This is a genomic window from Methylocystis parvus OBBP, from assembly GCF_027571405.1.
In the GTDB taxonomy this organism is placed as follows: domain Bacteria; phylum Pseudomonadota; class Alphaproteobacteria; order Rhizobiales; family Beijerinckiaceae; genus Methylocystis; species Methylocystis parva.
Window position 1 is genome coordinate 592,511 of the sequence record NZ_CP092968.1, and the last position, 24,682, is coordinate 617,192.

Here is a 24,682-nt window from a genome sequence, read left to right on the forward strand (position 1 = left end):
GCCGCCGCCAGAGGGAGAGACGATAGCCGCCGCGGGTTAATGGGCGCGGAATCTGCGCCGATAGCTTGGACTGCGGATTTTCATTGCCGGTCGCCGCGCCGCAAATTATGGTGCGACGCACACTTCCCCTAATGGACAATGACGGCAATGACCTTCCTCGCCAACGCTCTCTCGCGCGTAAAGCCCTCCGCCACAATCGCGGTGACGCAGAAGGCGCGCGATCTGAAAGCGCAGGGCAGGGAGGTGATCAGCCTCTCGGTCGGCGAGCCCGATTTCGACACGCCCGAGCACATCCGCAACGCGGCCAAGGCGGCGATCGACCGCGGAGAGACCCGCTACACGCCGGTGCTCGGCATTCCGCAGCTGCGCGAGGCGGTCGCCCGCAAGTTCAAGCGCGAAAACGGGCTCGACTACAAGGCCTCCGACACGATCGTCGCGACGGGCGGCAAGCACATCCTGTTCAACGCCTTTCTGGCGACTATCAATCCCGGCGACGAGGTGATCGTCACGGCACCCTATTGGGTCAGCTATCCGGAGATGGTGGCGATCTGCGGCGGCGCGGCCGTTTATGTCGACACGAAGATGGAGGACGGCTTCAAGCTTCAGCCGGAGGCGCTCGAGCGCGCCATCACGCCGAAGACGAAGTGGCTGGTGCTCAATTCGCCCTCCAACCCGTCGGGCGCCGCCTATAGCTATGAAGAGATGAAGAAGGTGACGGATGTGCTTCTGCGTCATCCGCAGGTGCATGTCCTCACCGACGACATTTACGAGCATCTCGTTTATGGCGATTTCAAATTCGTCACGCCTGCACAGGTCGAGCCCAATTTGATGGACCGTACGCTGACGATGAACGGCGTGTCCAAGGCCTACGCCATGACCGGCTGGCGCATCGGCTACGCCGCCGGGCCGAGCCAGCTCATCAAGGCCATGGACCTTTTGCAGGGCCAGCAGACCTCCGGCGCCTGCTCCATCGCGCAATGGGCGGCGGTCGAGGCGCTGGACGGTCCGCAGGAACATCTCGCCACTTTCCGCAAGGCTTTTCAGGAGCGCCGCGACCTCGTCGTCTCCATGCTCAATCAGTCGAAATATCTGAAGTGCCCGACGCCGGAAGGCGCCTTCTACGTCTTCCCCTCCTGCGCCGAGGCGATGGGACGCAAGACGCCGGCGGGCAAGGTGATCGAGACGGACGAGGATTTCGTCACGGAACTGCTGGATGCGGAAGGCGTGGCCGTGGTCCATGGCTCGGCCTTCGGCACGGGTCCGAATTTTCGCATCTCCTACGCCGCCTCGTCGCTGACGCTCGAAACGGCTTGCGCGAAGATCCAGTCCTTCTGCGCGAGCCTGACATAAGGGGCGATGCCGTCGCTTCGTTGGCTCGCGCGGACGGCGCCGTCCTGCGAGATTTCCTGACGCCGGAAGCTTGCCGGGCCTACGCGCTGAAGCGCTTCGAGAAAAACGGGAGCCCGTCGGGCTCCACGAACGCTGGCGCTTCTCTCGCGACGTCAATTTGGCTTTGCGACGTCGACGGCCTCAAAGAACGGCGCTCTATGCACGGGGCGGTTCGCTCCCTAAATTGGTCTGAAAAGCCGTCGCTCGCCGATGGCGGAATTTCATCTCCGGGAATGCGACTATGACCCTATTCCTCTTATTCGCGCTCGCGCTCGTCAGCGGTCTCGTCGCCTATATCTCGCTGCGGCCGAATACGTTCAAAATCGCCCGCTCGACCATTCTCGACGCGCCGCCCGAGCGCATCTATCCCGAGATCAACGATTTCCATAACTGGGAGAAATGGTCGCCCTGGGCGAAGCTCGATCCGGAGCAGAAAACGACCTATGACGGCTCGCCGCTCGGCGCCGGCTCCACGCTCGAATGGTCCGGCGACAACAAGGTCGGCGCCGGCAAGATGACGATCAAGGAAAGCAGCCAGAATGAGCGCGTTCGCATCAAGATCGAGTTCTTCAAGCCGATGCAGGCGGTCAACGACGTCCAGTTCGATCTGAAGCCGATCGGCGATACGAAGACCGAAGTGCAGTGGACCATGTCCGGCCGCAATGAATTCGTCGCCAAGGCGATCCACGCCTTCATGAATATGGACAAGATGGTCGGCGGTCAGTTCGAACAGGGCCTCGCCAATCTGAAGGCGATTGTCGAGACGCAGTCATAGTCCTTGCCAAGCGATTAGATAATGCGACTCGTCGTCGGCCTCGGCGCCGATATTCTGAACCGGGACTGTGCGTTTGAGTTTGGCGCGCCGCAAAGAGGCGCTCTGGGCGCCGACTTGTTTCGAGAAAGTCGTCAAGCTGCCGGCGCGGCCCTCACGGCCATGTTTGCCGCTCGCCTGTGTGCTTCCCATATCTGACGCGTCCGGCGGACGGCGCCGGCGCAACAGGAGCCGAGCAATGAAATATTTCCTGATGGCCGGTCTTGGTTTGATGACGTTCGCGGCGACGATGACCGTCGAGCCGCAAGAAGCAAATGCTGTCGTCTGCGCCAGAGGCGTCTATCGCGCCGGCTGCGCGGGCGTGCGCGGCGCCGCCGTCGTGCGCCGTCCGGTCGGCCGAGTGTGCCGCACAGTGTGGCGCGGCCGCGTGCGCCGCACGGTCTGCTACTGATCATTCTTTTTTGGCGCGCGGCAGGGGCGCCCGCCGCGCGCAATGAGCCGGATGCTTGCTTAAATGAACTCGACGCTTACTTCGCGGCGTCGAGCATTTCTTCGACATGCTCCCAATTCACGAGATGCTCGAGGAAGGTCTTCAGATAATCGGCGCGGCGGTTGCGGTAGTCGATATAGTAGGAGTGTTCCCACACATCGGCGACGAGCAGCGGCTGGGCGCCGTGCACCAGCGGATTTTCGGCGTTCGGCGTCTTGCGGATGGCGGCCTTGCCGTCCTTGATCTCCAGCCACACCCAGCCCGAGCCGAACTGCGCCAGACCTTCCTTCTGGAAGTCTTCCTTGAACTTGTCGACCGAGCCGAAGCTGTCGACGATCAGCTTCTCGATCTTGCCCGGAATCGCGCCGCCGCCATTCGGCTTCATCCACTTCCAGTAATGGTGGTGGTTGTAGTGCTGGGCCACGTTGTTGAAGATCGGGACGTTCTTGCCGAAGGAGCCGACGATCACGTCCTCGATCGGCTTGCCTTCGAATTCGGTGCCCTTGATGAGGTTGTTCGCGTTCGTGACATAGGTCGCGTGGTGCTTGTCGTGATGATATTCGAATGACTCGCGCGACAGATAGGGCTGCAAGGCGTCGTAAGCGTAGGGGAGGTCTTCAAGCGTGAAGGACATCAAATCTCTCCTGAACAGGGATAGGACCCGGGGCCCCGCATGTAACTAGACCCGGAGCCCCGGCGGGACAAGAACTAGAATAATTCTAAATTACGATGGAAGGAACTAAAAAGCGGCCCGGCGAAGACCGGGCCGCCGCTTTTCGGATCAGGCTGCCGCGCGGGCGGCGTGTTCGGCCTTCTGTCTGTTCGATTTCGCCCGCAAGGCCAGCCACATGACGACAGTCAGGGACACGAAGCCGACCGCGTAGAGAATGTATTCGATCATCCCCCAGAAGGTGTAGAGCCCAACAGAGAAGGGGAAACGCGACACCCACTCATTGCCGAGATCGTCGCGCACCGTGACAATGCCGACATAGTGACCGGCGTCCTTGAAGTCGTGCTCGAAGGTCATGATGCCGTTGCGATAGACTTTCGGGTCGAGCTTGACGATCGTCGCGGCGGTGAGGTCGCCCTTTTCATTGGCCTCGCCGCCGACATCCTTGATGATACGAATGCCGATCGCCATGTCGCGGAGTTCGTCCGAGACCGCCTGCAGGGCGATGACCGTCGGCCCGGTCTGGGCGATGTCCTCGCAGAATTCCTGCTCCTCGCCCGTGCGCTGATAGCCGATGAAGTGCATTGCGCTCTGGCCGATATGCAGCACGCACTCATCCTGCTCGAGCTTCACGCCGCCATGCGCCGAGGCGCCCGTCGGCGCAAACCCGAAGGCGACGGCCAGTCCGAGCGCCGCGGCGGTAACGCCGCGCTTCCATAAACCCCTCATGCGCGTCTCTCCATCAAGACATATCAGAAGGCCGAATGGGTCGGGCGCGGTCAGGCAATGCTTCGCCGCTCCCTCGGCCGGTAACAATAGCTTTGTATTGAGAGCGCAAGTTACGATGCGTCATTGGGCCGCGGCGTTTCGAATTCATATAACTAATTGTTATTATGTGATTTACTCTGATAGATCATTCAAAAATCCGTTGCCGCCCATATCAAGATATTGAACATAAAACTAGCCGATGCCATATTAGTAGGAAAACTTGGCTGCGCCCAGCGGTCGCCGAGTTGTCTTGCTTCAAGTATAAAAGAGAGAGCGTCGATCGCCGCGCGGCCGCGTCGATTGCGCGTTTGTCCGCGCTTCATGCTAAAAGGGCGATCTCGGATAAAACGGGAGCCAGATGACGCGCAATCGAGCTGGATGGGGCGTGACTGCGGCGGGCGCGACGCTCGCGGCCGGCGGCGTCTACGCGATGTGGTCGGGCTGGGATTTGATCCTGCTCGAGAGAGGCTGGAGCCTCTTCATTGCGGGCTCCGTCTTCCTCGCGGGCGGCGTCGTGACCATGGCGCTCGGCCGCGTCGTCGCGCATCTCGCGCGATTGGGCGCGGGTCTTCCCGCCGCTCAATCGGCGCAGGCCATACAGACGGCGTCTCCGGCGCCCGCATTTACGCCAATGGTCGCGCCCCGGCAGGACGCCGCGCCGAAAACCCCGGAGGCGGCGCCCGCCGCCTGGCGCGAGCCGGAGCCAAAAGCCGAGCAGCCTTTCGACCGCCCGGATTTTGCGGCGATGCTTGGGGCGGAACTCACGCCCGAACAGCCGACGGAGGTCGACAGATATACGGCCGGCGACGCGACCTATGTCATGATGTCGGACGGCTCCGTGGAAGTGCGCAGCCCGGTCGGCACGCAACGCTATCCGTCGCTCGCCGCGCTCAGGGCCGAAGCAGAATCGCGTCAGAGCTGATCACGCGCCTCGGCCCCACATCAAAAACAGCGCGGCGTCGCCGGGCAGGCCTTCTGGAAAATCGACGATCTGCGCGGCGATCTGGAAACCGCGCGGCCGCAGCTCGTTGCGCCAGCGCCGAAAGACGTCCGACGGCTCGCCGCGCAACGTTTCCGGCCAATGCGCATCCGGCGCATTGATGGCGCGGCCGCCATCGGTGCAGAGCTGCGCCGGAAAACGGATCAGCATGTGCTCGAAGAGGCCCGACCCTGCGGCGCGCCGCGCGTTCGAGAGCATCTCGCGCCACATCGAGTCGGTCAGGCGTTGCGCCGCGAGTTCCTTGATGCGCTGCTCGCGAAGCTCCTGCAAAGCGCGATGACGTTCGGCGCGCTCCGTGTCGAGCTGACGCTCATGCGCGGCGACGAGCGCCCGAAACTCTTCAGCCGTCGCGACGGTCTCCGCATTCGACCGCGGCTGGGCGGGGGATAGAATCGCCTTTCGAGGGCGCAATATGTCGACGCCGTCGCCGTGCGACATGGCGCTCACGACTTCGCGTCGCAGCAGCACGCCGACAATCTTATGACCGTCGACGACTGGCGCGCGCTTGAGATGATGCTCCTCCATCATTTTGGCGATGTCGGCGAGCTTCGCGCCGCAGGGAACGGAAATTGCGGGCGCGGTCATAACCTCGCGAAGCCGCAATCCATTGGAGTGGAAACGCGCCTTGGGTCGATTGCGCAGCAGAAACTCGGGAATGGCGCCGAGGTCCGGGTCCGGCGTTCCTCGCGCCTTTTCGAGATTGCTGCGCGTGACGATGCCGATCGGCGCGAGATTATCGTCGACGACCGGTACGGCGCCGACCCCGGAATCGGCGAGAAGCTTGGCAACGTAATCGAGATCGGCGTCCGCGGTAACGTAAGCGAAACGCTGGTTCATCAAGTCGCGCGCGATCATCCGCTCCCCCGCTGCGCGTTCACTCCGACAATTCGATAATGACAGGCACGTGATCGGAGGGACGCTCCCAGCCGCGCGCTTCCGTAAGAACGTCGAGCTTCTTCAGCGCGCCGCCCAGCCCTTCGCTGACGAGAATATGATCCAGGCGACGTCCGCGATTGGACGCCGCCCAATCCGCCGCGCGATAGCTCCACCATGTATAAAGCTTCTCATCCGCCGGCACGAAATGACGCATGGCGTCGATCCATTTTCCCGCCTGGAAGACGGCGGAGAGTTTCTCGACTTCGACCGGCGTATGACTGACGACCTTCAGGAGCTGCTTGTGGCTCCAGACGTCGTGTTCGAGCGGCGCGATGTTCAGGTCGCCGACCATGGCGACGCGTCCCTTGGCCGCGCCGTTTTCGCCCCACGCCTTCATCTCGTCGAGAAAGCTCAGCTTATGCGCGAATTTGGGGTTGATCTCGACGTCGGGTTCGTCGCCGCCCGCGGGAACGTAGAAATTATGCAACGTGATCGGGCCGCCTTCGCCTTCCGCCTCGACGCTGATGTGACGCGCGTCGCCCTTTTCGCAAAAGTCTCGCTTCTCGATGAGGCGCAGGGGCTTTTTCGATGCGACGGCGACGCCGTGATAGCCTTTCTGACCGTTGATCTCGACATGGTTATAACCGAGCGACGTGAAGTCTTTCATCGGGAATTCGGCGTCGCGGCACTTGGTTTCCTGCAAGCAGAGAATGTCGGGCGCGGCCGTCTTCAGGAAATGCGCCACGAGCGGCATGCGCAGCCGCACCGAATTGATGTTCCAGGTTGCGATCTTCAAATCAGTTGGCCTTGGTTTTGTCGCCGCCGAGGAGGAAGGGCGCAACGTCCTTCACGCCGGGCTGGCTTTCGGTAACGAAGGGCGTTGGACGGCACACCGCCATGGCGGAGAGGCCGACGCGCGCGGTGAGGAGACCGTTCAGAACGCCTTCGCCGAGCTTCGCGGAGATGCGCGCCGCGACGCCATGGCCGAGCACCTGCTGAAGCAGCGTGTCGCCGACGGCGATCGTGCCCGTTATGGCGAGATGGGCGCCGACGGACCGGGCGAGCTTGAAGAAGCCGAGCAGGCCCGGCCGGCCGCCATAGATTTCGGAAATGCGGCGCATCAGCACGATGGCCTGTCCCGCGACGAAGATGATGTCGAGCACGGCGCGCGGACTGACGGCGGTGACGACGGAGACGCGCTTCGCCGCGCCGGCGATCTCGCGGCGCGCCTGCTCGTCGAGCGGGGCGACGAGATTGCGTTCGGCGAGATCGACGAGGTCTTTCCCGTCCATGATCTGCTTGGCGTAATCCGCGACGAGCGCGCGCGGCCGCGCGAGATCGGCGCGGCTTTCATAAATCCTGCAGAGCTCCAACACGCGCGTCTTGGCGGCGGGGCCGTCATTGGCCGCGCGCGCTTCGCCGAGCGCCGCATGGAGTTTGGCGATACGGTTCTGCAGCATGATCGAGCGGATTTCCCGCGCGATGAACAAAAGCGCCGCGACGCCCGCCGCCGAGGCCAGCGCAAGGCCGATCGCGCCGAGAATGGGGGAGCGCGCGAACAGGTCTTCGACGAAATTCCAGACCCAGATGCTCAGAGCCAGCGTGATGAGGCCGGTGAGCGCGGAAAAAAAGACGCCGCCGGAGGAGAAAATATAGCGGTCGAGAATCCCCTTGGCCCGCGCGGCGTCGGCCGCGGCTTCGCCGCCCGGCGCGCCTTCGATCAGTTCGGCCGCCTCGGCGAAAATATCGTCCTCGGGCTCGACCTGAGGCGAGGGCTTCGACGTCACGGTTTCGTCGCCATTGAGGCGGAAGGCGCGCGGGCGCGGTCTGCGCTCTGAATTGCTCATCGGGTGTTTCCAGGTTCCGACCCCACCTTTAGCGCTTCCGACGCCAAAACGGGAGCGCCAAGATGCCTACGGCAAAATCTCGCTTCATTCCTTTGTCGTTCTTTGCAAGAAGTTCCGGCGCAGGCCCTTGGATCCGGCGGTGGTTGCGGCCCGGCCACGGCTCCGCTAGCATCCTCGCGTCTTCGCCGGCGCTTTTCCAGACTGGGTTACGGCCTTCCAAATGTCTTTCCTGCCCGACGCGCTCGCGCTCATCATCGGTTATCTCCTCGGTTCGATTCCCTTCGGCTTGCTGCTGACGCGCGTCGCCGGGACCGCCGATCTGCGGTCCATCGGGTCGGGCAATATCGGCGCGACGAACGTCTTGCGCACGGGACGAAAGGATCTGGCGGCGGCGACGCTGCTGCTCGACGCGCTCAAGGGGACGGTCGCCGTTCTCATCGGCGCGAAGCTTTCTCCCCAGGGCGCGATGATCGCCGCCTTCGCGGCCTTTGTCGGCCATATCGCGCCCGTCTGGCTTGGCTTCAAAGGCGGCAAGGGCGTCGCGACCTTTCTGGGCTGTCTCTTCGCGCTGCACTGGCCTACGGGCCTGGCCTTCTGCGGGGTATGGCTCTCGGTCGCGGCTATTACCCGTTACTCGTCATTGTCGGCGCTCGTCGCGAGCGTCGCCGCGCCCATCCTGCTCTTCGTCTTGGGACATGGGGGCGAGGCCTTCGTCGTCAGCGCGATGGCGGCGCTGCTCTGGCGCAAACATGCGGAAAACATCGCAAGGCTGCGCGCGGGGACGGAAAGCCGCATTGGTCAGAAGTCATGAGCGGCGCGACGTCGGGCGCGCGACTCTCTGACGAGCAACTCGTCGATTGGCTGCGCCTGATCCGGAGCGAAAATATCGGACCCCGCACATTCCGGGAATTGGTCAATCGCTATGGCGGCGCGCGGGCGGCTTTGGACGCGTTGCCGGGCCTCGCGGCGAAGTCGCTCCGGGGCCGCGCCATTCGCATCGCGCCGCGCGACGAAATCCTTCGCGAGATCGACCGCGCCTTCACGATGGGCGTGCGTTTCGTCGCGACGGGCGATCCCGATTATCCATCTCTGCTGCGCGAAATCCCCGACGCGCCGCCGATTCTTTCGATCCGCGGCGTCGGACAGACGGCGGGTCGGGACGGCGTCGCCCTGGTGGGTTCGCGCAACGCCTCCGCCGCCGGCCTCGCTTTCGCCGAGCGGCTCGCGCGCAGCCTGGCGCGGGCGGATTATGTCATCGTCTCCGGGCTTGCGCGGGGGATCGACGCCGTCGCGCATCGCGCCACGCTGGAGACGGGCACGATCGCCGTGCTCGCCGGCGGGCAGGCGCGGCCTTACCCTTCCGAACATGAGCGACTTGTCGCCGAAATCGCGGAGCAGGGGCTGCTCGTCTCGGAAATGCCCCTCGAATGGGAGCCGCGCGGAAGGGATTTTCCGCGACGCAACCGCATCATTTCCGGCGTCAGCCGGGCGACGGTCGTCGTGGAGGCGGCGCGGCGTTCGGGCTCGCTGATCACGGCGCGATTCGCCAATGAGCAGGGCCGCGAGGTCTTCGCCGTGCCGGGTTCGCCGCTCGATCCGCGCGCGGAAGGAACGAACGACCTTCTGCGTCAGGGCGCGACGCTTTGCGCCCGGCCGGAGGACGTCATCGACGCGTTGGCCGCTGGCGGATCAGGGGCGGGCGGCGCGCTGTTCGACGACGCTGATCAGGCGCCGGACGAAGAGCCGCTCTTCGACGAACTCGACCTTTTCCCGCCGCAAGGGGCTCTCGCGTTCGAAGAACCGAAAGCGCGCCCGCCGGATTTCAGCAAGACGATCGCGCCCGAGCCGATCGCCGCGCCGGAAGCTTCGCGCGCGGATGCGCGGGAGCTGGTGATGTCGCTGCTGGGGCCGGCCCCGGTCGCGGTCGACGAACTGATCAGAATCGCCGGGCTCACGGCTCGAGATGTCCAGAGCGTGCTGGTCGAGCTGGATCTGGATGGGCGGCTGGAGCGGCACGGCTCGAACGTCGTGTCCCTGGTATACAATCAAAAGTAGTAATTATTTCTCTCTCGGAATGTGAGCTCCGCCGAGTTCGCGGGACCGCATTTCAGCTTCGACGCGCGCGAGACTCAAGAAATAGGCGACCATCGGCATTTCAGCGCGTCCCGCGAGATGAGATAGTTCCGAAGCCATATCAGCAATATAGCTCGCCATGGCGGCCGTGTCCTCGTCCGGCCGGCGCGTCGCGGCGTGCGGTTGGAGATCTTTCGCGGCCGCAGAGGACGCCGTTTTCACGGACATAGTGGAGCGAGCCATCTGTTCAGCCTCCGTGGCGGGGCGCCGTCGCAAAAAGAGGTTAAAACACGACCTTAACGTGTCTTTTTCTTAATGCTCAGCCAATGGATGTCAAGCTATATTTAACACGCTAAGGTTGTATACATACGAAAACGCTTTGGATTGCTTGGGTTTTTTATTTAGCAGCGCCGACTTATCCAATTTCAACATCATGCGAGCCGCGCGAGACGGTCGAGCGCGCCTTGCAGTATATAGGCCGCCGCCATGCGATCGACGACTTCCGCCCGTTTCGCGCGCGACGCGTCCTGCGCGATGAGTTCGCGCGTCACGGCGGCTGTGGAGAGACGTTCGTCCCAGAAGGCGAAGGGCAGGCGCGTGAGCTTGCGCAGATTGCGCATGAAGGCGCGCGTCGCCTGCGCGCGCGGGCCCTCGCTGCCGTCCATATTGAGCGGCAGGCCGAAAACGAGCGCCTGAACCTCGAAATCAGACGCGCGCTTCAGCAGCGCCTCGGCGTCCGTCGAAAATTTGACGCGCTTGATGGTGTCGAGCGGCGAAGCGAGCCGGCGCTCGACGTCTGAGAGAGCGAGGCCGATGGTTTTCGTTCCGAGGTCCAGGCCGATGAGGCGGCCTTTGGGGGGGAGAGCGGCGGCGAGGGATTCGAGTGCGAGGGGATCGGACATCTGCGCATATTAGCATGCCGCGCGAGCGCTGGTCGGCTTCGAATGACGCACGCGCCGCATCATGGAGCGAGCATCAGCGACAACGGCGTTTCGCCTCATGCCCGCGCGGTCAGGGTCGCCGCAAATCCCCCTCCGCATTGCGCCCCGCCGTCCCAGGCGCTATAGCGCCCGTAACAGGTTCATCCGGCGGAGCTTCCCCATGTCTGTCGATTCCGCGGTGGTTCGCCGCATCGCCCATCTCGCGCGCATCGCCGTCGAGGAGAACGAGGTGGAGCGTCTGCGCGGCGAACTCAACGCCATTCTCTCCTTCGTCGAGACTCTGTCCGAGGTCGACGTCGAGGGCGTCGAGCCGATTGCTTCCGTGCTGCCCATGCAGATGAAGAAGCGCGCCGACGTCGTGACCGACGGCGGCATTGCGCAAGACGTGCTCGTCAACGCGCCGGTCAAGGAAGACCATTATTTCGTCGTGCCGAAAGTGGTCGAGTAAATTCGCGCCGCGCGGCATCGTTCCGCTACGAATATATAAAGAGACTCGATGTCCGATCTCACGCATCTCTCCCTCGCCGACGCGCGCGACGCGCTGACCTCGAAGAAAATCTCGGCCGTCGAACTGACGAAGGCGCATCTTTCAGCGATCGAGAGCGCGCGCATTCTGAACTGCTTCATCACCGAAACGCCGGAGCTGGCGTTGAAGCAGGCGGCGGCGAGCGACGAACGGATCGCCGGCGGACAAGCGGGGCCGCTCGAAGGCCTGCCGCTCGGCGTCAAGGATTTGTATTGCACGAACGGCGTGCGGACCACGGCTGCAAGCCGGATCCTCGACGACTTCACGCCGACCTATGAATCGACCGTCTCCGGCAATCTCATTCGCGACGGCGCGGTGACGCTGGGCAAGCTCAATCTCGATGAATTCGCCATGGGCTCGTCGAATGAGACAAGCGCCTTCGGCCCGGTGATTTCGCCGTGGAAACGCAAAGGCGATCCGGGCGCGAAGATCGTTCCCGGCGGCTCTTCCGGCGGTTCGTCCGCGGCCGTCGCCGCGCATCTTTGCCTCGGCGCCACGGCGACGGACACGGGCGGCTCCATCCGCCAGCCCGCCGCCTTCACCGGCACGGTGGGCGTCAAGCCGACCTATGGCCGTTGCTCGCGCTGGGGCATCGTCGCCTTCGCTTCGTCGCTCGATCAGGCGGGTCCGATCGCGCGCACCGTGCGCGACGCCGCGATCCTGCTGCGCTCCATGGCGGGGCATGATCCGAAGGACACGACGAGCGTCGACGCGCCGGTGCCCGATTATGAGAAGGCGATCGGCGCCTCGGTGAAAGGCCGCCGCATCGGCGTGCCGAAGGAATATCGCCTCGACGGTCTGTCGGCGGAGATCGCCGGCCTTTGGGATCAGGGCGTGCAGTGGCTGAAGGACGCGGGCGCGGAGATCGTCGAGATTTCCCTGCCGCACACGAAATACGCGCTGCCGACCTATTACATCATCGCCCCAGCCGAAGCGTCGTCGAACCTCGCGCGCTATGACGGCGTGCGCTACGGCCTGCGCGAGCCGGGCCGCGACATCACCGACATGTACGAGAAGACGCGCGCCAAGGGCTTCGGCCCGGAGGTCCGCCGCCGCATCATGATCGGAACCTATGTGCTCTCGGCAGGCTATTACGACGCCTATTATGTCCGGGCGCAGAAAGTGCGCAGCCTGATAAAGCGCGATTTCGACGAAGCTTTCGCCGCCGGCGTCGACGCCGTGCTGACTCCCGCGACCCCTTCGACCGCCTTCGCGCAGGGCGAACAGGGCTCGACCGATCCCGTCGAGATGTATCTCAACGACGTCTTCACGGTCACGGTGAACATGGCGGGCCTGCCGGGCATTTCGGTTCCCGGCGGACTCGCCGCGAACGGCCTGCCGCTCGGCCTTCAGCTCATCGGCCGTCCGTTCGACGAGGAGACGCTGTTCTCGCTCGCCTCGGCGATCGAGCGGGCGGCCCCCAATTTCGATTTCCCGCAGCCGTGGTGGCGTTGATGAACAAGGCCGCAGCCGAGTCCGACCTCAAGGCGATGCAGGACGAGATGTCCGACGTGCGGCGCGTGATCGACGAGTTGGACGACGAACTCGTCGCGCTGCTCGCCAAGCGCCAACGGCAGATCGAGCGCGCTGCGAAAGTGAAGCCCGCGCTGGGCATTCCCGCGCGCGTGCCGGACCGCGTGGACGAGGTGCTGGCGCGCGTGCTGGGGGCCGCGCGCCGGGAGGGGCTCTCGGTCGAAGTCGCGATGAATTTGTGGACCGCCGTCATCGAATGGTCGATCCAATATGAAGAGCGTTTGATGGGGGATCGGGCGCCGAAGGGCGAGTAGCGCGGGTCTGATCGCGATCTGGCCGACGCTTCCCTCAACCCTTCCGCTTCACGCGCACGAAGCCGTTCCGGATCGACCAGCGCAGCATTTTCATCGACTGCCAGCGCAGTCGTTTCGACATGCGTTCCGCGCCCGACCAATGAGGCGCGAGGATCGTCAGTCCGAGAGGGGCCATCCACAGCCCGAATATCGGCAGCGGCGCGAGGATCGTGCCGCCGATGACCAGGCCGACGCCGACCGGTATCGCAACATGGCGCGGGGCGCCGCGCATCTGCGCCACAAGGCGGGTGAGGCGCGTCTTGACGTCTTCCTTCTCGGCCATCGCATCCGCTTCCTTCGATGCCGCGCAGCGCCCGTTCCGCTCGCGTCCGCTGTGGTCTATATGGAAGATAACAGGTCTAGCGAGGAAAATATGGCGACACAGGCGGCTCCCTCCAAGCTCATCAAAGGCGCGACCGGCGACTGGGAAGTCGTCATCGGCATGGAAATCCATGCGCAGGTGACGTCGAACGCCAAGCTCTTCTCTGGCGCTTCCGCCGAGTATGGCGGCGCTCCGAACGACCATGTCTCACTCGTGGATGCGGCCATGCCGGGCATGCTTCCAGTCATCAATGAGGAATGCGTCAAACAGGCCGTTCGCACCGGGCTCGGGCTGGAGGCGCAGATCAATCTGCGTTCGATCTTCGACCGCAAGAATTACTTCTATCCCGATCTGCCGCAGGGCTATCAGATCTCTCAGTTCAAACATCCGATCGTCGGCGAGGGGCAGGTCATTGTGGACGTGTCGCCGACCGAGCGGATCACGGTCGGGATCGAGCGGCTGCATCTCGAGCAGGACGCGGGCAAATCCCTGCACGATCTTTCGCCCTCGGAGAGTCACGTCGACCTCAACCGCAGCGGCGTGGCCCTGATGGAGATTGTCTCCAAGCCCGACATGCGCTCCGCCGAGGAGGCGCGCGCTTACGTCACCAAGCTGCGCGCGCTGCTGCGCTATATCGGCTCCTGCGACGGCAATATGGAGGAGGGGTCGCTGCGCGCCGACGTCAACGTCTCGGTGCGCCGCCCGGGCGACGGGCTCGGCACGCGGTGCGAGATCAAGAACGTCAACTCGATCCGCTTCATCGGTCAGGCGATCGAGGTCGAGGCGCGTCGTCAGATCGGCATTCTCGAGGACGGCGGCAAGATCGATCAGGAGACGCGCCTCTTCGACCCCGGCAAGGGCGAGACGCGCTCGATGCGCTCGAAGGAAGAGGCGCATGACTACCGTTATTTCCCCGACCCCGATCTGCTGCCGCTCGAGTTCGATCAGGCTTATGTCGATGCGTTGAAAGCGGAATTGCCGGAGCTTCCGGACGCCAAACGTCAGCGTTTCATCGATCAGTACGGCTTGCCGCCCTACGATGCGGGCGTATTGGTGATGGAGCGCGCGAGCGCCGATTACTTCGAGGAGACGGCGAAAGGCCGCGACGCCAAGCTTGCCGCGAACTGGGTGATCAACGAACTTTTCGGCCGCCTCAACAAGGAGGGCCTCGACGTTACGCGTTCGCCAGTTTCCGCGAAGGCGCTGGGTGCGATCGTCGACCTTATTTCCAGCAACGTGATCTCGGGCAAGATCGCGAAGGATCTTTTCGAGATCGTCTGGACCGAAGGCGGCGATCCCAAGGAGATCGTCGAGACGCGCGGGATGAAGCAGGTGACCGACACGGGCGCCATCGAAGCCGCGATCGACGCCGTCATCGCGGCGAACCCCGACAAGGTCGAGCAGGCGAAGGCGAAGCCGACCATGCTCGGATGGTTCGTCGGACAGGTCATGAAACAGACCGGCGGCAAGGCGAATCCGCAGGCGGTGAACGATCTCCTGAAACAAAAATTGAGCATCTGATCGTCGTTTCTTCGACGAAAAACGAATCAGATTCGGCTGCGTCCTGCGCGATTTTTGTCTGACGCAGTACGCAGCCGACTTTTTTTTCGCCTTTTTTTCCACGCTGCGCACAATTTTTTTTGTCCCCTGTCGGAGCGCGCGTTGCGAGCCGTCGGCAGTTCCTTGCAGACAGGATGAAGACGGCGTGCGCGCGTTCGTCTCGATTATCCGGAACGCGTGCGCAAACGACATCGGATGTTCGCGCAGGCGCATGACGGCGACTTGTGCGCGGCTTTTGCCGAACCTTTCTCAGTTCGTGCGAGTGCAAAGAAAAACAAGCAATTGAAATGAGAACGCGCGTATCGCCGCGCGCGCTTCGACTGCGTTGCGCGCGCGACTTTCGCGTGCTGACGCATGCGCGGCGCGTCAACAAATTTTGCGTGCGTCCGTGCGTTCCGAAAGCAATCGCGTGACGCGTCGACAGGAGTTTCGTCGCTCTCTTCTTCGATGTCGACAGCGCTGCGAGAGCATGTGCGAAGCGTTTGCGAGGTTAGTTTGCGCGCGTCGCCACTTGAACAGTCGATTAACCACGTTACGCTATTTGCGCGTATTGTCGGTCGACCATATTCCGGCAATTCGGATCAAGGGGACTTATTATGGCGAGAGCTACAACGAAGCGTAAGCCGGCCAAGAAGGCGGCGGCGAAGAAGGGCACGCGTAAAACCGCAACCAAAAAGGCGGCGACGAAAAAGCGCGCGACGAAGAAAACGGCCGCCAAGAAGAGCACGCGCAAGGCCGCCACGAAGAAGACCGCTCGCAAGGCCGTCCGCAAGGTAGCGACGAAGAAGCGCGGCGCGACGAAGAAGGTCGCGACCAAGAAGCGCGCGACCAAGAAGACCGCCAAGAAGGCTCCGGCCAAAAAGCGCGCGCCCCGAAAAGTAAAGGTCGCCGCGCCGGAAACGCCGTCCGAGGGCGCCTGATCAAGGCGTCTTTGCTTGGCGACGGCGCCGCAAGGCGTCTTTACGTGAAAAACATCGCCCGGGGAGCGCGCATCGACGGCGCGCCTCGGGCGAATGTTTTTTAATGCCGCCAACCGCGTTTAGCGTGTGAGGCACCCGGCGGCGAAATCGCGCCACATCGGGAGCGCCGCGCTGGCGGCGCGCTTCTTCTTGTCCCATTCCTCGGCGCAGGTCCGCATGCGCTCGCGCGTGGCGCGCGGGAGAGTCGGCGGCGGCGTCGACGTGTCGATCGGCGGCAGGGGCGCGAGCTTCGTTTTCGCCTGCGGCGGCTGCGAAACGACGGGCGCGGGCGGCGGATTTGTTTTCGGCCTTGGGGCGGGAGCGACCGGCGCTCCCGGCTTGTTGACGGGCCCTGCGGCGACCGTCGGCGCCGAGCCGCTCGCTTGCGCCTTCCTGTTCGTCGTCGCGGCGACAAGCGCGTTCGCCGTTTTCGATTGCGGCGCCTGGAGCGGGGTCGCCAAAGCGCAATAGGCGGCGGCTCCGGCTACGACGATGCTGGCGAGTGACGAGGCTTTGCCCGCGGCGGCCATTTTCTCTTTCCTGCGCGAGCGCAACCGGCGCGCCTTATGTTTATAACGAGCCCGCGCGCCGGAGTCGAAAGGCGCCGGCGCGCATGTTAAGCGTCCGCAACAAGGGAGACGACTATGATGGACCGGGAGACTTCGTCGGCGCGGCTGCCGCTCGTGCAGCGGCCCCGCCGCAATCGCAAGAGCGATTGGTCGCGCCGCCTCGTTCGCGAAAATCGTCTGGACGTGTCGGATCTGATCTGGCCGGTCTTCCTCATAGAGGGCGAAGGCTGCCGCGAGGCTGTTTCCTCGATGCCCGGCGTCTACCGTCAGTCGATCGATCTCACTGTCGCGGCCATTGTGGAGGCGGCGGCGTTTGGCGTCCCGGCGGTCGCGCTCTTTCCGAATACCGATCCCGCGCTCAGGGACGAGAAGGCGAGCGTGGCGCTCGATCCGGACAATCTCGTTTGTCGCGCCTGTCGCGCGATCAAGGAGGCGGCTCCCGACATCGGCGTGATTACCGACGTCGCGCTCGATCCTTATACGAGCCACGGCCATGACGGCCTGCTCGTGGGCGAGGAGATCGTCAATGACGAGACTGTTTCGGTGCTTGCGCGTCAGGCCGTGACCCAGGCGCGAGCGGGCGCCGACATCATCGCGCCTTCGGACATGATGGACGGCCGCGTCGGCGCCATTCGCTCCGCGCTCGACAGCGAAGGGTTTCAGAACGTGCAGATCATGAGCTACGCGGCAAAATATGCGTCGGCTTTCTACGGACCGTTTCGCGATGCGATCGGAACCAGCAAGACCCTGCGCGGCGACAAAAGGGCCTATCAGATGGATCCGGCGAATACGGACGAGGCGCTGCGCGAAGTCGCGCTCGATCTGGAGCAGGGCGCGGACATGGTCATGGTGAAGCCCGGCATGCCATATCTCGACATCATCCATCGCGTCGCCGAAACTTTCCACGCGCCGACCTTCGCTTATCAAGTCTCCGGCGAATACGCGATGATCATGGCCGCGGCGCAGAATGGCTGGCTCGACGAGGAGCGGGCGATCATGGAGAGCCTGCTCGCGTTCAAGCGCGCAGGCGCGTCCGGCGTGCTGACCTATTTCGCGCCGCGCGCCGCCAGACTGTTGCAGGAGGCGTGACGCGCATCCGGCGGAGGATGCGCGCGCATCCTCACGCCGCGCGATTGCGCAGATCGCGCACGCGGTCGTGATTTTCCCTCACGCCGCGATATTGCCGGTCCACGATCTCGCGCACATTCGGGGGCAGCGGTTTTGAAATCGCTATCTCATAGGCGCTCTTGGCGATGTCTTCGCCGCGCTCCACTTCCTCGAGGATCGACTTGTCGTTGTGACCTGTGACGATCGATCTGAGGCTTGTCCAGACCCTGTGCCAAGTGCCCGCGATCGACCCCGAATGCGAAGTCGAGCCGCCCATATCCGCAATTTGAGACTCGAGTTCGCGCGCGCCGACGGCGCAACGCTCCGCCGCATTTTCGAACGCCGTCTTGAGCTGAGGGTCGCGCGCTTCCTTGGCGGCGGTGCGGAATCCCTGCTCGCCGTCACGGCTGATCTCGGCGAGATTGGTCAGCGTCTTGATGACTTCTTTATTTTCCATTTGCGCCTCCCTGCGGAACGGACGCCGCGGCGTCCGGTCGAAACGAGGCGCGGCATTCTTTGTTCCACGCGAAGGAGGTTTCAGCGTCCCTCGCGTCCGAGCGCTTCCACTTTCGACAGCCACCGCTGCGCAGCCTCGCGCGACATGCCTTTGGCGGAGCCGATCAATGTCGCGCGCACGGGAGCAATCCCGGCATAGGCCAGGACGTTGCGTTCCAGATTGCGCAGCCCGTGCGCGAAGAAGAAAAAGCGATAGACAAGGCTCGGCATTCCCATCGTCACGATCACGCGCGCGGATTTTCCCTTGAGGAGGCCCTCGGGGAGCTTGCCCGGCCTGTAGCGAAGCGCGAAGCCCGGGCGGAAAGCCTGCTCGATGAAACCTTTGAACAGCGCGGGCGCGTCGCCGAGCCAGAGCGGATAGACAATCACCCAATGATCCGCCCAGCGCAGCGTTTCCTGCGCCTCGGCGATCGCCGGAGGCGCGACGCCGCTCTCGAACGCCGCCTGGCTGCGCAGCAGCGGGAAATCGAGCGTCGCCACGTCTATGGTTCGGACATTGCGCCCGGCAGCCGCGGCGCCGCTGGCGTAGGCGCCGGCGAGCGCGCGGCAGAGCCGCTCTGGCGAAGGATCGGGATGGCCCTGAATGACAGCGATGTTTCTGGTCAATTTCTACTCCTCGGGCGAGCCTCGCATATAAGCCTAGCCGATGCGCGCCGGTTCTTCTGTGAGATTGTCATGGTCGCGGGCGCGGGCATTTCCGCATGATCCGCGCGTCCGTGGCGCTCGAGCGCCGGCCGAGACTGGACAAACGCGGCCCTACGTGGTTTGCCTCTGCCACGATCCGCCCGGAACTCCGGGCGGCCGCCGCCCGCCGCCTCTTCGCACTGCGAAATCAAATGGTCAGACGCGCTTTCGTTTCCGCCGTTTTGCTCGCCGCGGCCTTTGCGCCGGCGTCGGCGCGCGCCGATTTTCGGCTGTGCAACAACACCAATACGCGGGTCAGCGTCGCCATCGCTTATACGGACGGAAAGGCGTGGCTCTCGGAGGGCTGGTGGAACCTCCGCCCGACCGCATGCGAGACGTTGCTGCGCGGGCCGCTGGCGGCCCAGTTCTATTATGTCTACGCCATGGACGAGCGCGGCGGCGAATGGAAGGGCAAGGCTTTCATGTGCACGCGCGACCGCGAATTCCGAGTCGACGGTCGCGAGGACTGCTTCGCGCGGGGCTATGAGCGCACAGGCTTCTTCGAGATCGACACGGGCCGCGACGCCAAGAGCTGGACGGTCCAGCTCACGGACCCGAACGCAGCGCCCGCGCAATGATGACAGAGCCGCGTCGTAGCGGCCGCTAGACAGGGATTTGGGAACGAAAATGAGAAGGCTGAGGCGAACCAAGATCATCGCCACGCTTGGACCGGCGACAGTCGACAAGGCGGTCATCGCGGGCCTCGTGCGCGCGGGCGCCGACGTCTTCCGCATCAATATGAGCCACACCGACCACGCGGCGCTCGCAAATTATGTGCGCATCATCCGCGAGATCGAGACCGAGATGGAGCGCGCAATCGGCATTCTGTGCGATCTTCAGGGTCCGAAGCTGCGCATCGGCGCCTTTGAGGAAGGGTCGATCCATCTTCGCAAGGGCGACGTCTTCGTCTTCGATTCGGACCCGACGCCGGGCGACGTCACGCGCGTGCGGCTGCCGCATCCTGAAATTCTCGCCGCGCTCAAGGTCGGCGACACGATTCTCATCGATGACGGCCGCGTAAGGCTGCATGTCGTCGAGACGGCGCCCGAGCGCGCCCATGCGGTGGTCGACGTCGCCGGACGCCTCTCGAACCGTAAGGGCGTCAGCCTGCCGGATACGGAAATCCCGATCACCTCCATGACTTCCAAGGATCGCGCCGATCTCGACGCGGCGTTGAAGGAAGGCGTCGACTGGGTTGCGATTTCCTTCGTGCAGCGTCCCGAGGACGTGATCGAAGTGAAGCAGATCACCAAGGGCCGCGCTCTGGTGATGGCCAAGATCGAAAAGCCTCAGGCGATCCATCGCCTCGACGAGGTGATCGAAGTCTCCGACGCCCTGATGGTGGCGCGCGGCGATCTCGGCGTCGAAGTGCCGCTCGAACGCGTTCCGGGCCTTCAGAAACGCATCAACCGTTCGGCGCGCCGCCTCGGCAAGCCGGTGGTCATCGCGACGCAGATGCTCGAATCGATGATCCTTTCGCCGCTTCCGACGCGCGCCGAAGTATCGGACGTGGCGACCGCGGTGTTCGAAGGCGCCGACGCGGTGATGCTTTCGGCCGAAAGCGCCGCCGGCCAATATCCGCAGGACGCGGTCGCGACCATGAGCCGTATCGCCGAAGAGGTCGAGACCGACGCGGTGTTCCGCTCGATCATCAATGCTCAGCGCGGCGAATTGCCGAACCCCACCTCCGCCGACGCCATTGCTGTCGCGGCGCGAGACGTCGCCCAGACGCTGCATTCCAAGGCGATCTGCGCCTGGACCTCATCCGGCACGACGGCGCTGCGCATCGCGCGCGAGCGCCCGCAATCGCCGATCCTCGCGCTGACGCCCAAACGCGACACGGCGCGCCGCCTCGCTCTGGTCTGGGGCGTGCACGCTCTGGAGACGCGCGACGCCGTCGACATCGAGGACATGGTGAAGCGCGCCTGCGAATATTCGAAGAGCGAGGGTTTTGGCGGGGATGGCGACCGTGTGATCATCGTCGCCGGCATGCCGTTCGGGTCGCCCGGGGCGACCAATATGATCCGCATCGCGCATGTCGGGGAAGCGAGCCTGACGGAAGAGGCGCCGTAAGGCGAAGCGGAGATCCTGACGGGGGCGCTCGCGCTCCTAGACGCGGGCGCCGGCTTTTCTCTCGGGGGCTTCGCTCGGCGCTGCAGAATCGGAGGGCCTCATCCTGAGTGCGAGTGGATCTCGCGTCTTACAGGACGAGGCCGCCCTCGGCGTTTTCAGCGTGAATGCGTCGGCGTGGCCGCCGCCGGTCTCAGAATCAGTTGCTGACCTTGAGATTGTCGGCTGAAGAGCGGCCGCTGCGCTTGTCGATGACCAATTCGTAGCTGACCTTCTGGCCTTCGGCGAGACCGTTCAGGCCCGCGCGCTCCACAGCGCTGATATGGACGAAGACGTCGCCGCCGCCGGCGTCCGGCTGAATGAAGCCGAAGCCCTTCTGGGCGTTGAACCATTTAACGGCGCCAGTCTGCATGGCGTATCCTTTCAAGACATGAAGAGACGGCCGCGGGAATGCGGCGTCTTTTAATCGAAGTTCAGGGAGAATATCAGCGCCGCACGTCTTGAGACGAGAGAGCAAGATCGTTCGGCCGAAACTCGATGGCCCCTATATGGGCCCTGGACGCCAATAAAGAAAGCGGCGCGGCAACCTTATTTGCGCGCGCGCCACTCCATCTGAATCGTCGCGCGGCCCGAGAGCGTATTCTCGCCGCGTCCGACCTGATCGAACCCCGCGCGCTCGTAGAATCGGACGGCGCGCAGATTGTCGGCGTTGACGTCCAGCCGCACGATCCCGGGCGAGATGGCGCAAGCCGCTTCCATCAGCATCTCCGCGCAGCCGTCGCCTTTATAGGGAAGTCCGACGCAAATCTGGTCGAGCCAGCCGGTTTCGGGATGGATGACGACGAAGCCGGCGATTGCGTCCGCGTCGCTCGCCATGACGCAAAGCGTGACGGCGCCGTCGGATTCAAGCGCCGCGATCTGGCTCGTCAGCCAGGGTCGGCGCGCGTCGAAATCGATTTCCGGATAGGCGGCCCGCCAGGAGGCGACCCAAAGGTCGAGCATTTCGGGGAGGTCGGACTCCCTGCGCTTGCGAAGCCGCGGCGAAGCGGCGAAGCCGGGCAGGGGATCGTCGGCGGATTCGACGTAGGTCAAGCTTTCCTCATCACATCGAGCAGCTGGCGATGGATCGCCTCATTGCCGCAGCAGATTTCGCCCTTCGCCAGCATGTCGCCGCCGCCGGAAAGATCGCTGACGAAGCCGCCCGCCTCCCGCGCGAGCACGATTCCCGCAGCGACGTCCCAGGAATTGATGCCGCGCTCCCAATAGCCATCGAAGCGGCCGCAGGCGACATTGGCGAGGTCCATCGCCGCGGCGCCCATCCGGCGGATATTGCCGATCTTCGCCATGCCGGCGGCAAGTTCGCGTTTGAAGGATTCGTGGTCGCGCGCGCGGGCGAGGGGCGGAATTCCGCAGGCGACCATCGACTCGGAGAGCGACCGGCGCGCCGCGACGCGCATGCGGCGATTGTTGAAATAGGCGCCCTGGCCCTTTTCGGCGACGAACATCTCGTCGGAGGCAGGATTGTAGACGAGGCCCGCGACGAGCTGGCCGTCGCGCTCCAGACCGATCGAGACGGCGAAAACGGGCACGCCATGCAGGAAGTTGGACGTGCCGTCGAGCGGATCGATATGCCAGACATGGCTCTTGTCGGAGCCCTCGACGACGCCGCCTTCCTCCATGATGAAGCCGTAACCGGGCCGCGCCTTGGAAAGCTCCTCGAAGAGCGTCTTCTCTGCGCGCTTGTCCGCCGCGGTGACGAAGTCGCCCGGGCCCTTCACCGACACCTGAAGGTTTTCGACCTCGCCGAAGTCGCGTTTCAGGCCGCGGCCGGCTTTGATCGCGGCGGCGGTCATCACATTCATCAACGCGGAACGAATCATCTCGGGAAAGCCTCGGGGAGCAGGGAGGAGCGATCAAATGCCTCCCCCCCGCCAATGCGTCAAGCAGTAACGCGGGCTTAGCTCACGCTTTACCGAAAGGTAAGGATTTCACCTAAAAACTACCAAAGAATTTAACGGAGGTTTCTCCATGGCGAATTTGGACGCCGGTTTCGGGGCCGCTTCCCGCGAGCGGCCGCGTGCGATTGTGGAAGCCTTTCGTCCCCTGCGGGACGACCAGCCGACGCCGCCGGCGCGACCCGCGCCAAGCCCCAAATTCTGCCGCGTCAATCCCGGTCAGTTGATCCGGGCGCTCATCCTTGTCGTCCTGTGCCTCGGGGTGGTTCAGCTCTCTCACGCAGAAAAGAGCGCGGACGATCAAAATGGCTTCGCTCTCGCTTCGGCGCGGCGCATATAGCGCTTCCGACGATTTCTTCAGACCGTCGTTCATCCGCCTGACCGCGGGCATTTCCCCCGGTTGAGAATAATTGTGCGCGTTAACCGTAAATTAAGCTGTCGCGCTCAGCCTCGTCTTGTCCAAACTCCGGACGCGAGTGGCTCATCTCTTCTCCACTCGTCCTTGACGCCTCCCTGTCATGAGCCTTGAGAGCCGCTTTCGCGGCTCTCTTTTTGCCGTTAACAAAGTCTTACCAACGTTAAGGTTAAAAAACGGCTAAGCGCGCGCGGTCATTTCAATTGCGCTAAGGTCTCTATGTATCGAGTTCGCCGGCATCAACCAAACCGGCGGGAGCGCGCAGCGAAAAAGCGGGAAGCGGTTTTTCCTCGGACGCGCGCTCTGGATATTTGGAGGCGATCACGTTTTCTGCCGTGGGCGGGCTCCGCCCCATGACGGCGTGATCTAGCGGCGTGAGCGTGGCATGGGTCGTTTGAGTGACAATCGGGGCGAGGCGAGCCAGCCCGTTTCCTTCGTCGAAAAGCTGGCGGGTTCCGAGGCTTTCGGCGCGATGTTCAAGGAAGGCATGGGCCTTGTCGAGGAGGCGGCCGCCTATCTGGACGGGCAGGGCCGCGAAGAGGCCAAGGCGTTGCCGCGGGCGGAGGCGCTGGCCTACGCCGCCGAGAGCATGCGGCTCACGACCCGCCTGATGCAGATCGCCTCCTGGCTTCTGCTGCAGCGCGCAGTCAATCAGGGGGAACTCACCCGGACCCAGGCGGCGAGCGACCGTCATCGGGTGAAGGTGCACCAGCAGGAACTCGCCTCCGCGCCGGACATGTTCCAGCGCCTGCCGGAGCGCCTGCGCGATCTGGCCTTGCATTCTCTTCGCCTTCAGGCGCGCATCATCCATCTCGATCAGTTGATTTACGCCCGGCCGGAGGCGCCTCGGCCGTCGGCCGCGCCGGCCGGAAGCCCCGTTCAGGAGCAGTTGGCCAGGCTCCGCGACGCCTTCGCGCCGTAAGAGCCGGATTGGATGGGCAAGGGGATCGACGGCGGGTTTTCCCGCCGTTCTTTTTTGCATTCGCGACAAAAGGAAAACGCCGAGGCGGGGCCTCGGCGTTTTCGAAAAATCTCGGAGAAATCGCGCTTATTTCTTGCCGAAGCTGAGGCCGCCAAAGCGCGAGTTGAAGCGGGAAAGACGGCCGCCGCGATCGAGAAGCTGGGTGGAGCCGCCAGTCCAGGCCGGGTGGGTCTTGGGATCGATGTCGAGATTCATCGTGTCCCCTTCCTTGCCCCAGGTCGAGCGCGTCATATACTCGCTACCGTCCGTCATCACGATCTTGATCGTGTGATAGTCGGGGTGGATGTCCTTTTTCATCGACGCGTCCTTCCTGCGATAATAAATAGCCGCGACCCCGTTACGCCTTTCGGCGCGGGGCGGCCGGC

The 24,682-nt window shown here is 63.8% G+C and carries 32 protein-coding genes; 16 read left to right on the forward strand and 16 right to left on the reverse strand.

Annotated elements, in window-relative coordinates; all coding sequences use genetic code 11:
* Positions 1-147 precede the first annotated feature (147 nt).
* From MMG94_RS02885 to MMG94_RS02900, 4 genes are all read left to right on the forward strand, one after another.
* The gene (locus MMG94_RS02885; RefSeq protein ID WP_026016346.1) at positions 148-1,350 is read left to right on the forward strand and encodes a pyridoxal phosphate-dependent aminotransferase; all 1,203 of its coding nucleotides are present in this window, start codon (positions 148-150) and stop codon (positions 1,348-1,350) included.
* A 280-nt stretch (positions 1,351-1,630) separates the two neighbouring features.
* Positions 1,631-2,164 carry an SRPBCC family protein gene (locus tag MMG94_RS02890; RefSeq protein ID WP_016920578.1) on the forward strand — a complete coding sequence of 178 codons (534 nt, stop codon included), beginning with the start codon at positions 1,631-1,633 and terminating at the stop codon, positions 2,162-2,164.
* A 21-nt stretch (positions 2,165-2,185) separates the two neighbouring features.
* A complete protein-coding gene (locus MMG94_RS02895; protein WP_154420064.1) occupies positions 2,186-2,359 on the forward strand; it encodes a hypothetical protein in 174 nt (57 codons plus the stop codon).
* Between the two features lie 40 nt (positions 2,360-2,399).
* Positions 2,400-2,612 (forward strand): hypothetical protein, encoded by a 213-nt coding sequence (locus MMG94_RS02900; RefSeq protein ID WP_016920576.1) that lies wholly within the window; start codon positions 2,400-2,402, stop codon positions 2,610-2,612.
* Positions 2,613-2,688: 76 nt separating this feature from the next.
* Here MMG94_RS02900 and MMG94_RS02905 read toward each other — a convergent pair whose 3' ends face one another.
* On the reverse strand, positions 2,689-3,285 hold the full coding sequence (locus tag MMG94_RS02905; RefSeq protein WP_016920575.1) for a superoxide dismutase: 597 nt from the start codon (positions 3,283-3,285) through the stop codon (positions 2,689-2,691).
* A 147-nt stretch (positions 3,286-3,432) separates the two neighbouring features.
* On the reverse strand, positions 3,433-4,050 hold the full coding sequence (locus MMG94_RS02910; protein WP_154420063.1) for a hypothetical protein: 618 nt from the start codon (positions 4,048-4,050) through the stop codon (positions 3,433-3,435).
* A 397-nt stretch (positions 4,051-4,447) separates the two neighbouring features.
* Between MMG94_RS02910 and MMG94_RS02915 the strand changes: the two genes are divergently transcribed.
* A complete protein-coding gene (locus MMG94_RS02915) occupies positions 4,448-5,011 on the forward strand; it encodes a hypothetical protein (RefSeq protein WP_016920573.1) in 564 nt (187 codons plus the stop codon).
* Here MMG94_RS02915 and MMG94_RS02920 read toward each other — a convergent pair whose 3' ends face one another.
* The 3 genes from MMG94_RS02920 to MMG94_RS02930 are packed head-to-tail and all read right to left on the reverse strand — an operon-like array spanning position 5,012 to position 7,812.
* Positions 5,012-5,944 carry a CBS domain-containing protein gene (locus tag MMG94_RS02920; RefSeq protein WP_016920572.1) on the reverse strand — a complete coding sequence of 311 codons (933 nt, stop codon included), beginning with the start codon at positions 5,942-5,944 and terminating at the stop codon, positions 5,012-5,014.
* A gap of 19 nt (positions 5,945-5,963) precedes the next feature.
* A complete protein-coding gene (gene xth, locus MMG94_RS02925; RefSeq protein WP_016920571.1) occupies positions 5,964-6,761 on the reverse strand; it encodes an exodeoxyribonuclease III in 798 nt (265 codons plus the stop codon).
* A 1-nt stretch (position 6,762) separates the two neighbouring features.
* Positions 6,763-7,812 (reverse strand): YcjF family protein, encoded by a 1,050-nt coding sequence (locus tag MMG94_RS02930; RefSeq protein ID WP_016920570.1) that lies wholly within the window; start codon positions 7,810-7,812, stop codon positions 6,763-6,765.
* 220 nt (positions 7,813-8,032) lie between these two features.
* On the opposite strand from MMG94_RS02930, the gene plsY reads away from it, so the two are divergent.
* Positions 8,033-8,623, forward strand: a complete 591-nt coding sequence (plsY, locus tag MMG94_RS02935) for a glycerol-3-phosphate 1-O-acyltransferase PlsY (protein ID WP_016920569.1) — start codon at positions 8,033-8,035, stop codon at positions 8,621-8,623.
* Entirely contained in the window at positions 8,620-9,867 is a 1,248-nt protein-coding gene (gene dprA / locus MMG94_RS02940; protein WP_016920568.1) for a DNA-processing protein DprA, read from the forward strand. Before plsY ends, dprA begins: the two co-directional genes overlap by 4 nt.
* A 3-nt stretch (positions 9,868-9,870) precedes the next feature.
* Here the strand turns inward: dprA and MMG94_RS02945 are convergent, their stop codons facing one another.
* Positions 9,871-10,128 carry a hypothetical protein gene (locus tag MMG94_RS02945; protein WP_244415397.1) on the reverse strand — a complete coding sequence of 86 codons (258 nt, stop codon included), beginning with the start codon at positions 10,126-10,128 and terminating at the stop codon, positions 9,871-9,873.
* A gap of 188 nt (positions 10,129-10,316) precedes the next feature.
* The gene (gene ruvX, locus MMG94_RS02950; RefSeq protein WP_016920566.1) at positions 10,317-10,787 is read right to left on the reverse strand and encodes a Holliday junction resolvase RuvX; all 471 of its coding nucleotides are present in this window, start codon (positions 10,785-10,787) and stop codon (positions 10,317-10,319) included.
* Between the two features lie 199 nt (positions 10,788-10,986).
* On the opposite strand from ruvX, the gene gatC reads away from it, so the two are divergent.
* The 3 genes from gatC to MMG94_RS02965 are packed head-to-tail and all read left to right on the forward strand — an operon-like array spanning position 10,987 to position 13,139.
* Positions 10,987-11,274, forward strand: a complete 288-nt coding sequence (gene gatC, locus MMG94_RS02955; RefSeq protein ID WP_016920565.1) for an Asp-tRNA(Asn)/Glu-tRNA(Gln) amidotransferase subunit GatC — start codon at positions 10,987-10,989, stop codon at positions 11,272-11,274.
* A gap of 48 nt (positions 11,275-11,322) precedes the next feature.
* Positions 11,323-12,807 carry an Asp-tRNA(Asn)/Glu-tRNA(Gln) amidotransferase subunit GatA gene (gene gatA / locus MMG94_RS02960; protein ID WP_016920564.1) on the forward strand — a complete coding sequence of 495 codons (1,485 nt, stop codon included), beginning with the start codon at positions 11,323-11,325 and terminating at the stop codon, positions 12,805-12,807.
* Positions 12,807-13,139 carry a chorismate mutase gene (locus MMG94_RS02965; RefSeq protein WP_016920563.1) on the forward strand — a complete coding sequence of 111 codons (333 nt, stop codon included), beginning with the start codon at positions 12,807-12,809 and terminating at the stop codon, positions 13,137-13,139. Before gatA ends, MMG94_RS02965 begins: the two co-directional genes overlap by 1 nt.
* A 34-nt stretch (positions 13,140-13,173) precedes the next feature.
* On the opposite strand, the gene MMG94_RS02970 is transcribed toward MMG94_RS02965, so the two are convergent.
* The gene (locus tag MMG94_RS02970) at positions 13,174-13,461 is read right to left on the reverse strand and encodes a hypothetical protein (RefSeq protein ID WP_244415395.1); all 288 of its coding nucleotides are present in this window, start codon (positions 13,459-13,461) and stop codon (positions 13,174-13,176) included.
* Positions 13,462-13,551: 90 nt separating this feature from the next.
* Here MMG94_RS02970 and gatB point away from each other — a divergent pair, with 90 nt between their 5' ends.
* Positions 13,552-15,021, forward strand: a complete 1,470-nt coding sequence (gene gatB / locus MMG94_RS02975) for an Asp-tRNA(Asn)/Glu-tRNA(Gln) amidotransferase subunit GatB (protein WP_026016345.1) — start codon at positions 13,552-13,554, stop codon at positions 15,019-15,021.
* A gap of 571 nt (positions 15,022-15,592) precedes the next feature.
* Here gatB and MMG94_RS02980 read toward each other — a convergent pair.
* Together MMG94_RS02980 and MMG94_RS02985 are read right to left on the reverse strand one after the other, a co-directional pair.
* Positions 15,593-16,093: a hypothetical protein gene (locus MMG94_RS02980; protein ID WP_154420062.1), complete on the reverse strand. Its 501-nt coding sequence runs from the start codon at positions 16,091-16,093 to the stop codon at positions 15,593-15,595.
* Between the two features lie 6 nt (positions 16,094-16,099).
* Positions 16,100-16,549, reverse strand: a complete 450-nt coding sequence (locus MMG94_RS02985; RefSeq protein WP_026016344.1) for a hypothetical protein — start codon at positions 16,547-16,549, stop codon at positions 16,100-16,102.
* A 114-nt stretch (positions 16,550-16,663) separates the two neighbouring features.
* Here MMG94_RS02985 and hemB point away from each other — a divergent pair, with 114 nt between their 5' ends.
* On the forward strand, positions 16,664-17,677 hold the full coding sequence (gene hemB / locus MMG94_RS02990) for a porphobilinogen synthase (RefSeq protein ID WP_016920557.1): 1,014 nt from the start codon (positions 16,664-16,666) through the stop codon (positions 17,675-17,677).
* A gap of 31 nt (positions 17,678-17,708) precedes the next feature.
* Here hemB and MMG94_RS02995 read toward each other — a convergent pair whose 3' ends face one another.
* Both MMG94_RS02995 and MMG94_RS03000 read right to left on the reverse strand, forming a co-directional pair.
* Positions 17,709-18,152, reverse strand: a complete 444-nt coding sequence (locus MMG94_RS02995; RefSeq protein ID WP_016920556.1) for a PA2169 family four-helix-bundle protein — start codon at positions 18,150-18,152, stop codon at positions 17,709-17,711.
* A gap of 80 nt (positions 18,153-18,232) precedes the next feature.
* Positions 18,233-18,817: an NAD(P)H-dependent oxidoreductase gene (locus MMG94_RS03000; protein ID WP_016920555.1), complete on the reverse strand. Its 585-nt coding sequence runs from the start codon at positions 18,815-18,817 to the stop codon at positions 18,233-18,235.
* A gap of 230 nt (positions 18,818-19,047) precedes the next feature.
* Here MMG94_RS03000 and MMG94_RS03005 point away from each other — a divergent pair, with 230 nt between their 5' ends.
* Both MMG94_RS03005 and pyk read left to right on the forward strand, forming a co-directional pair.
* Entirely contained in the window at positions 19,048-19,473 is a 426-nt protein-coding gene (locus MMG94_RS03005; protein WP_051001129.1) for a DUF1036 domain-containing protein, read from the forward strand.
* A gap of 49 nt (positions 19,474-19,522) precedes the next feature.
* The gene (gene pyk, locus MMG94_RS03010) at positions 19,523-20,968 is read left to right on the forward strand and encodes a pyruvate kinase (RefSeq protein WP_016920553.1); all 1,446 of its coding nucleotides are present in this window, start codon (positions 19,523-19,525) and stop codon (positions 20,966-20,968) included.
* A gap of 196 nt (positions 20,969-21,164) precedes the next feature.
* Here pyk and MMG94_RS03015 read toward each other — a convergent pair whose 3' ends face one another.
* From MMG94_RS03015 to MMG94_RS03025, 3 genes are all read right to left on the reverse strand, one after another.
* Positions 21,165-21,377: a cold-shock protein gene (locus MMG94_RS03015; protein ID WP_016920552.1), complete on the reverse strand. Its 213-nt coding sequence runs from the start codon at positions 21,375-21,377 to the stop codon at positions 21,165-21,167.
* 176 nt (positions 21,378-21,553) lie between these two features.
* The gene (locus tag MMG94_RS03020) at positions 21,554-22,057 is read right to left on the reverse strand and encodes a GNAT family N-acetyltransferase (RefSeq protein ID WP_016920551.1); all 504 of its coding nucleotides are present in this window, start codon (positions 22,055-22,057) and stop codon (positions 21,554-21,556) included.
* Entirely contained in the window at positions 22,054-22,845 is a 792-nt protein-coding gene (locus MMG94_RS03025; RefSeq protein ID WP_016920550.1) for an inositol monophosphatase family protein, read from the reverse strand. The genes MMG94_RS03020 and MMG94_RS03025 overlap by 4 nt, the downstream gene beginning before the upstream one ends.
* A gap of 148 nt (positions 22,846-22,993) precedes the next feature.
* Here MMG94_RS03025 and MMG94_RS03030 point away from each other — a divergent pair, with 148 nt between their 5' ends.
* Together MMG94_RS03030 and rcdA are read left to right on the forward strand one after the other, a co-directional pair.
* Positions 22,994-23,260, forward strand: a complete 267-nt coding sequence (locus MMG94_RS03030) for a hypothetical protein (protein ID WP_154420061.1) — start codon at positions 22,994-22,996, stop codon at positions 23,258-23,260.
* 460 nt (positions 23,261-23,720) lie between these two features.
* Positions 23,721-24,257, forward strand: a complete 537-nt coding sequence (gene rcdA / locus MMG94_RS03035; RefSeq protein ID WP_016920547.1) for a protease adaptor protein RcdA — start codon at positions 23,721-23,723, stop codon at positions 24,255-24,257.
* 126 nt (positions 24,258-24,383) lie between these two features.
* Here rcdA and rpmE read toward each other — a convergent pair whose 3' ends face one another.
* Positions 24,384-24,614: a 50S ribosomal protein L31 gene (rpmE, locus tag MMG94_RS03040; protein WP_016920546.1), complete on the reverse strand. Its 231-nt coding sequence runs from the start codon at positions 24,612-24,614 to the stop codon at positions 24,384-24,386.
* Positions 24,615-24,682 lie beyond the last annotated feature (68 nt).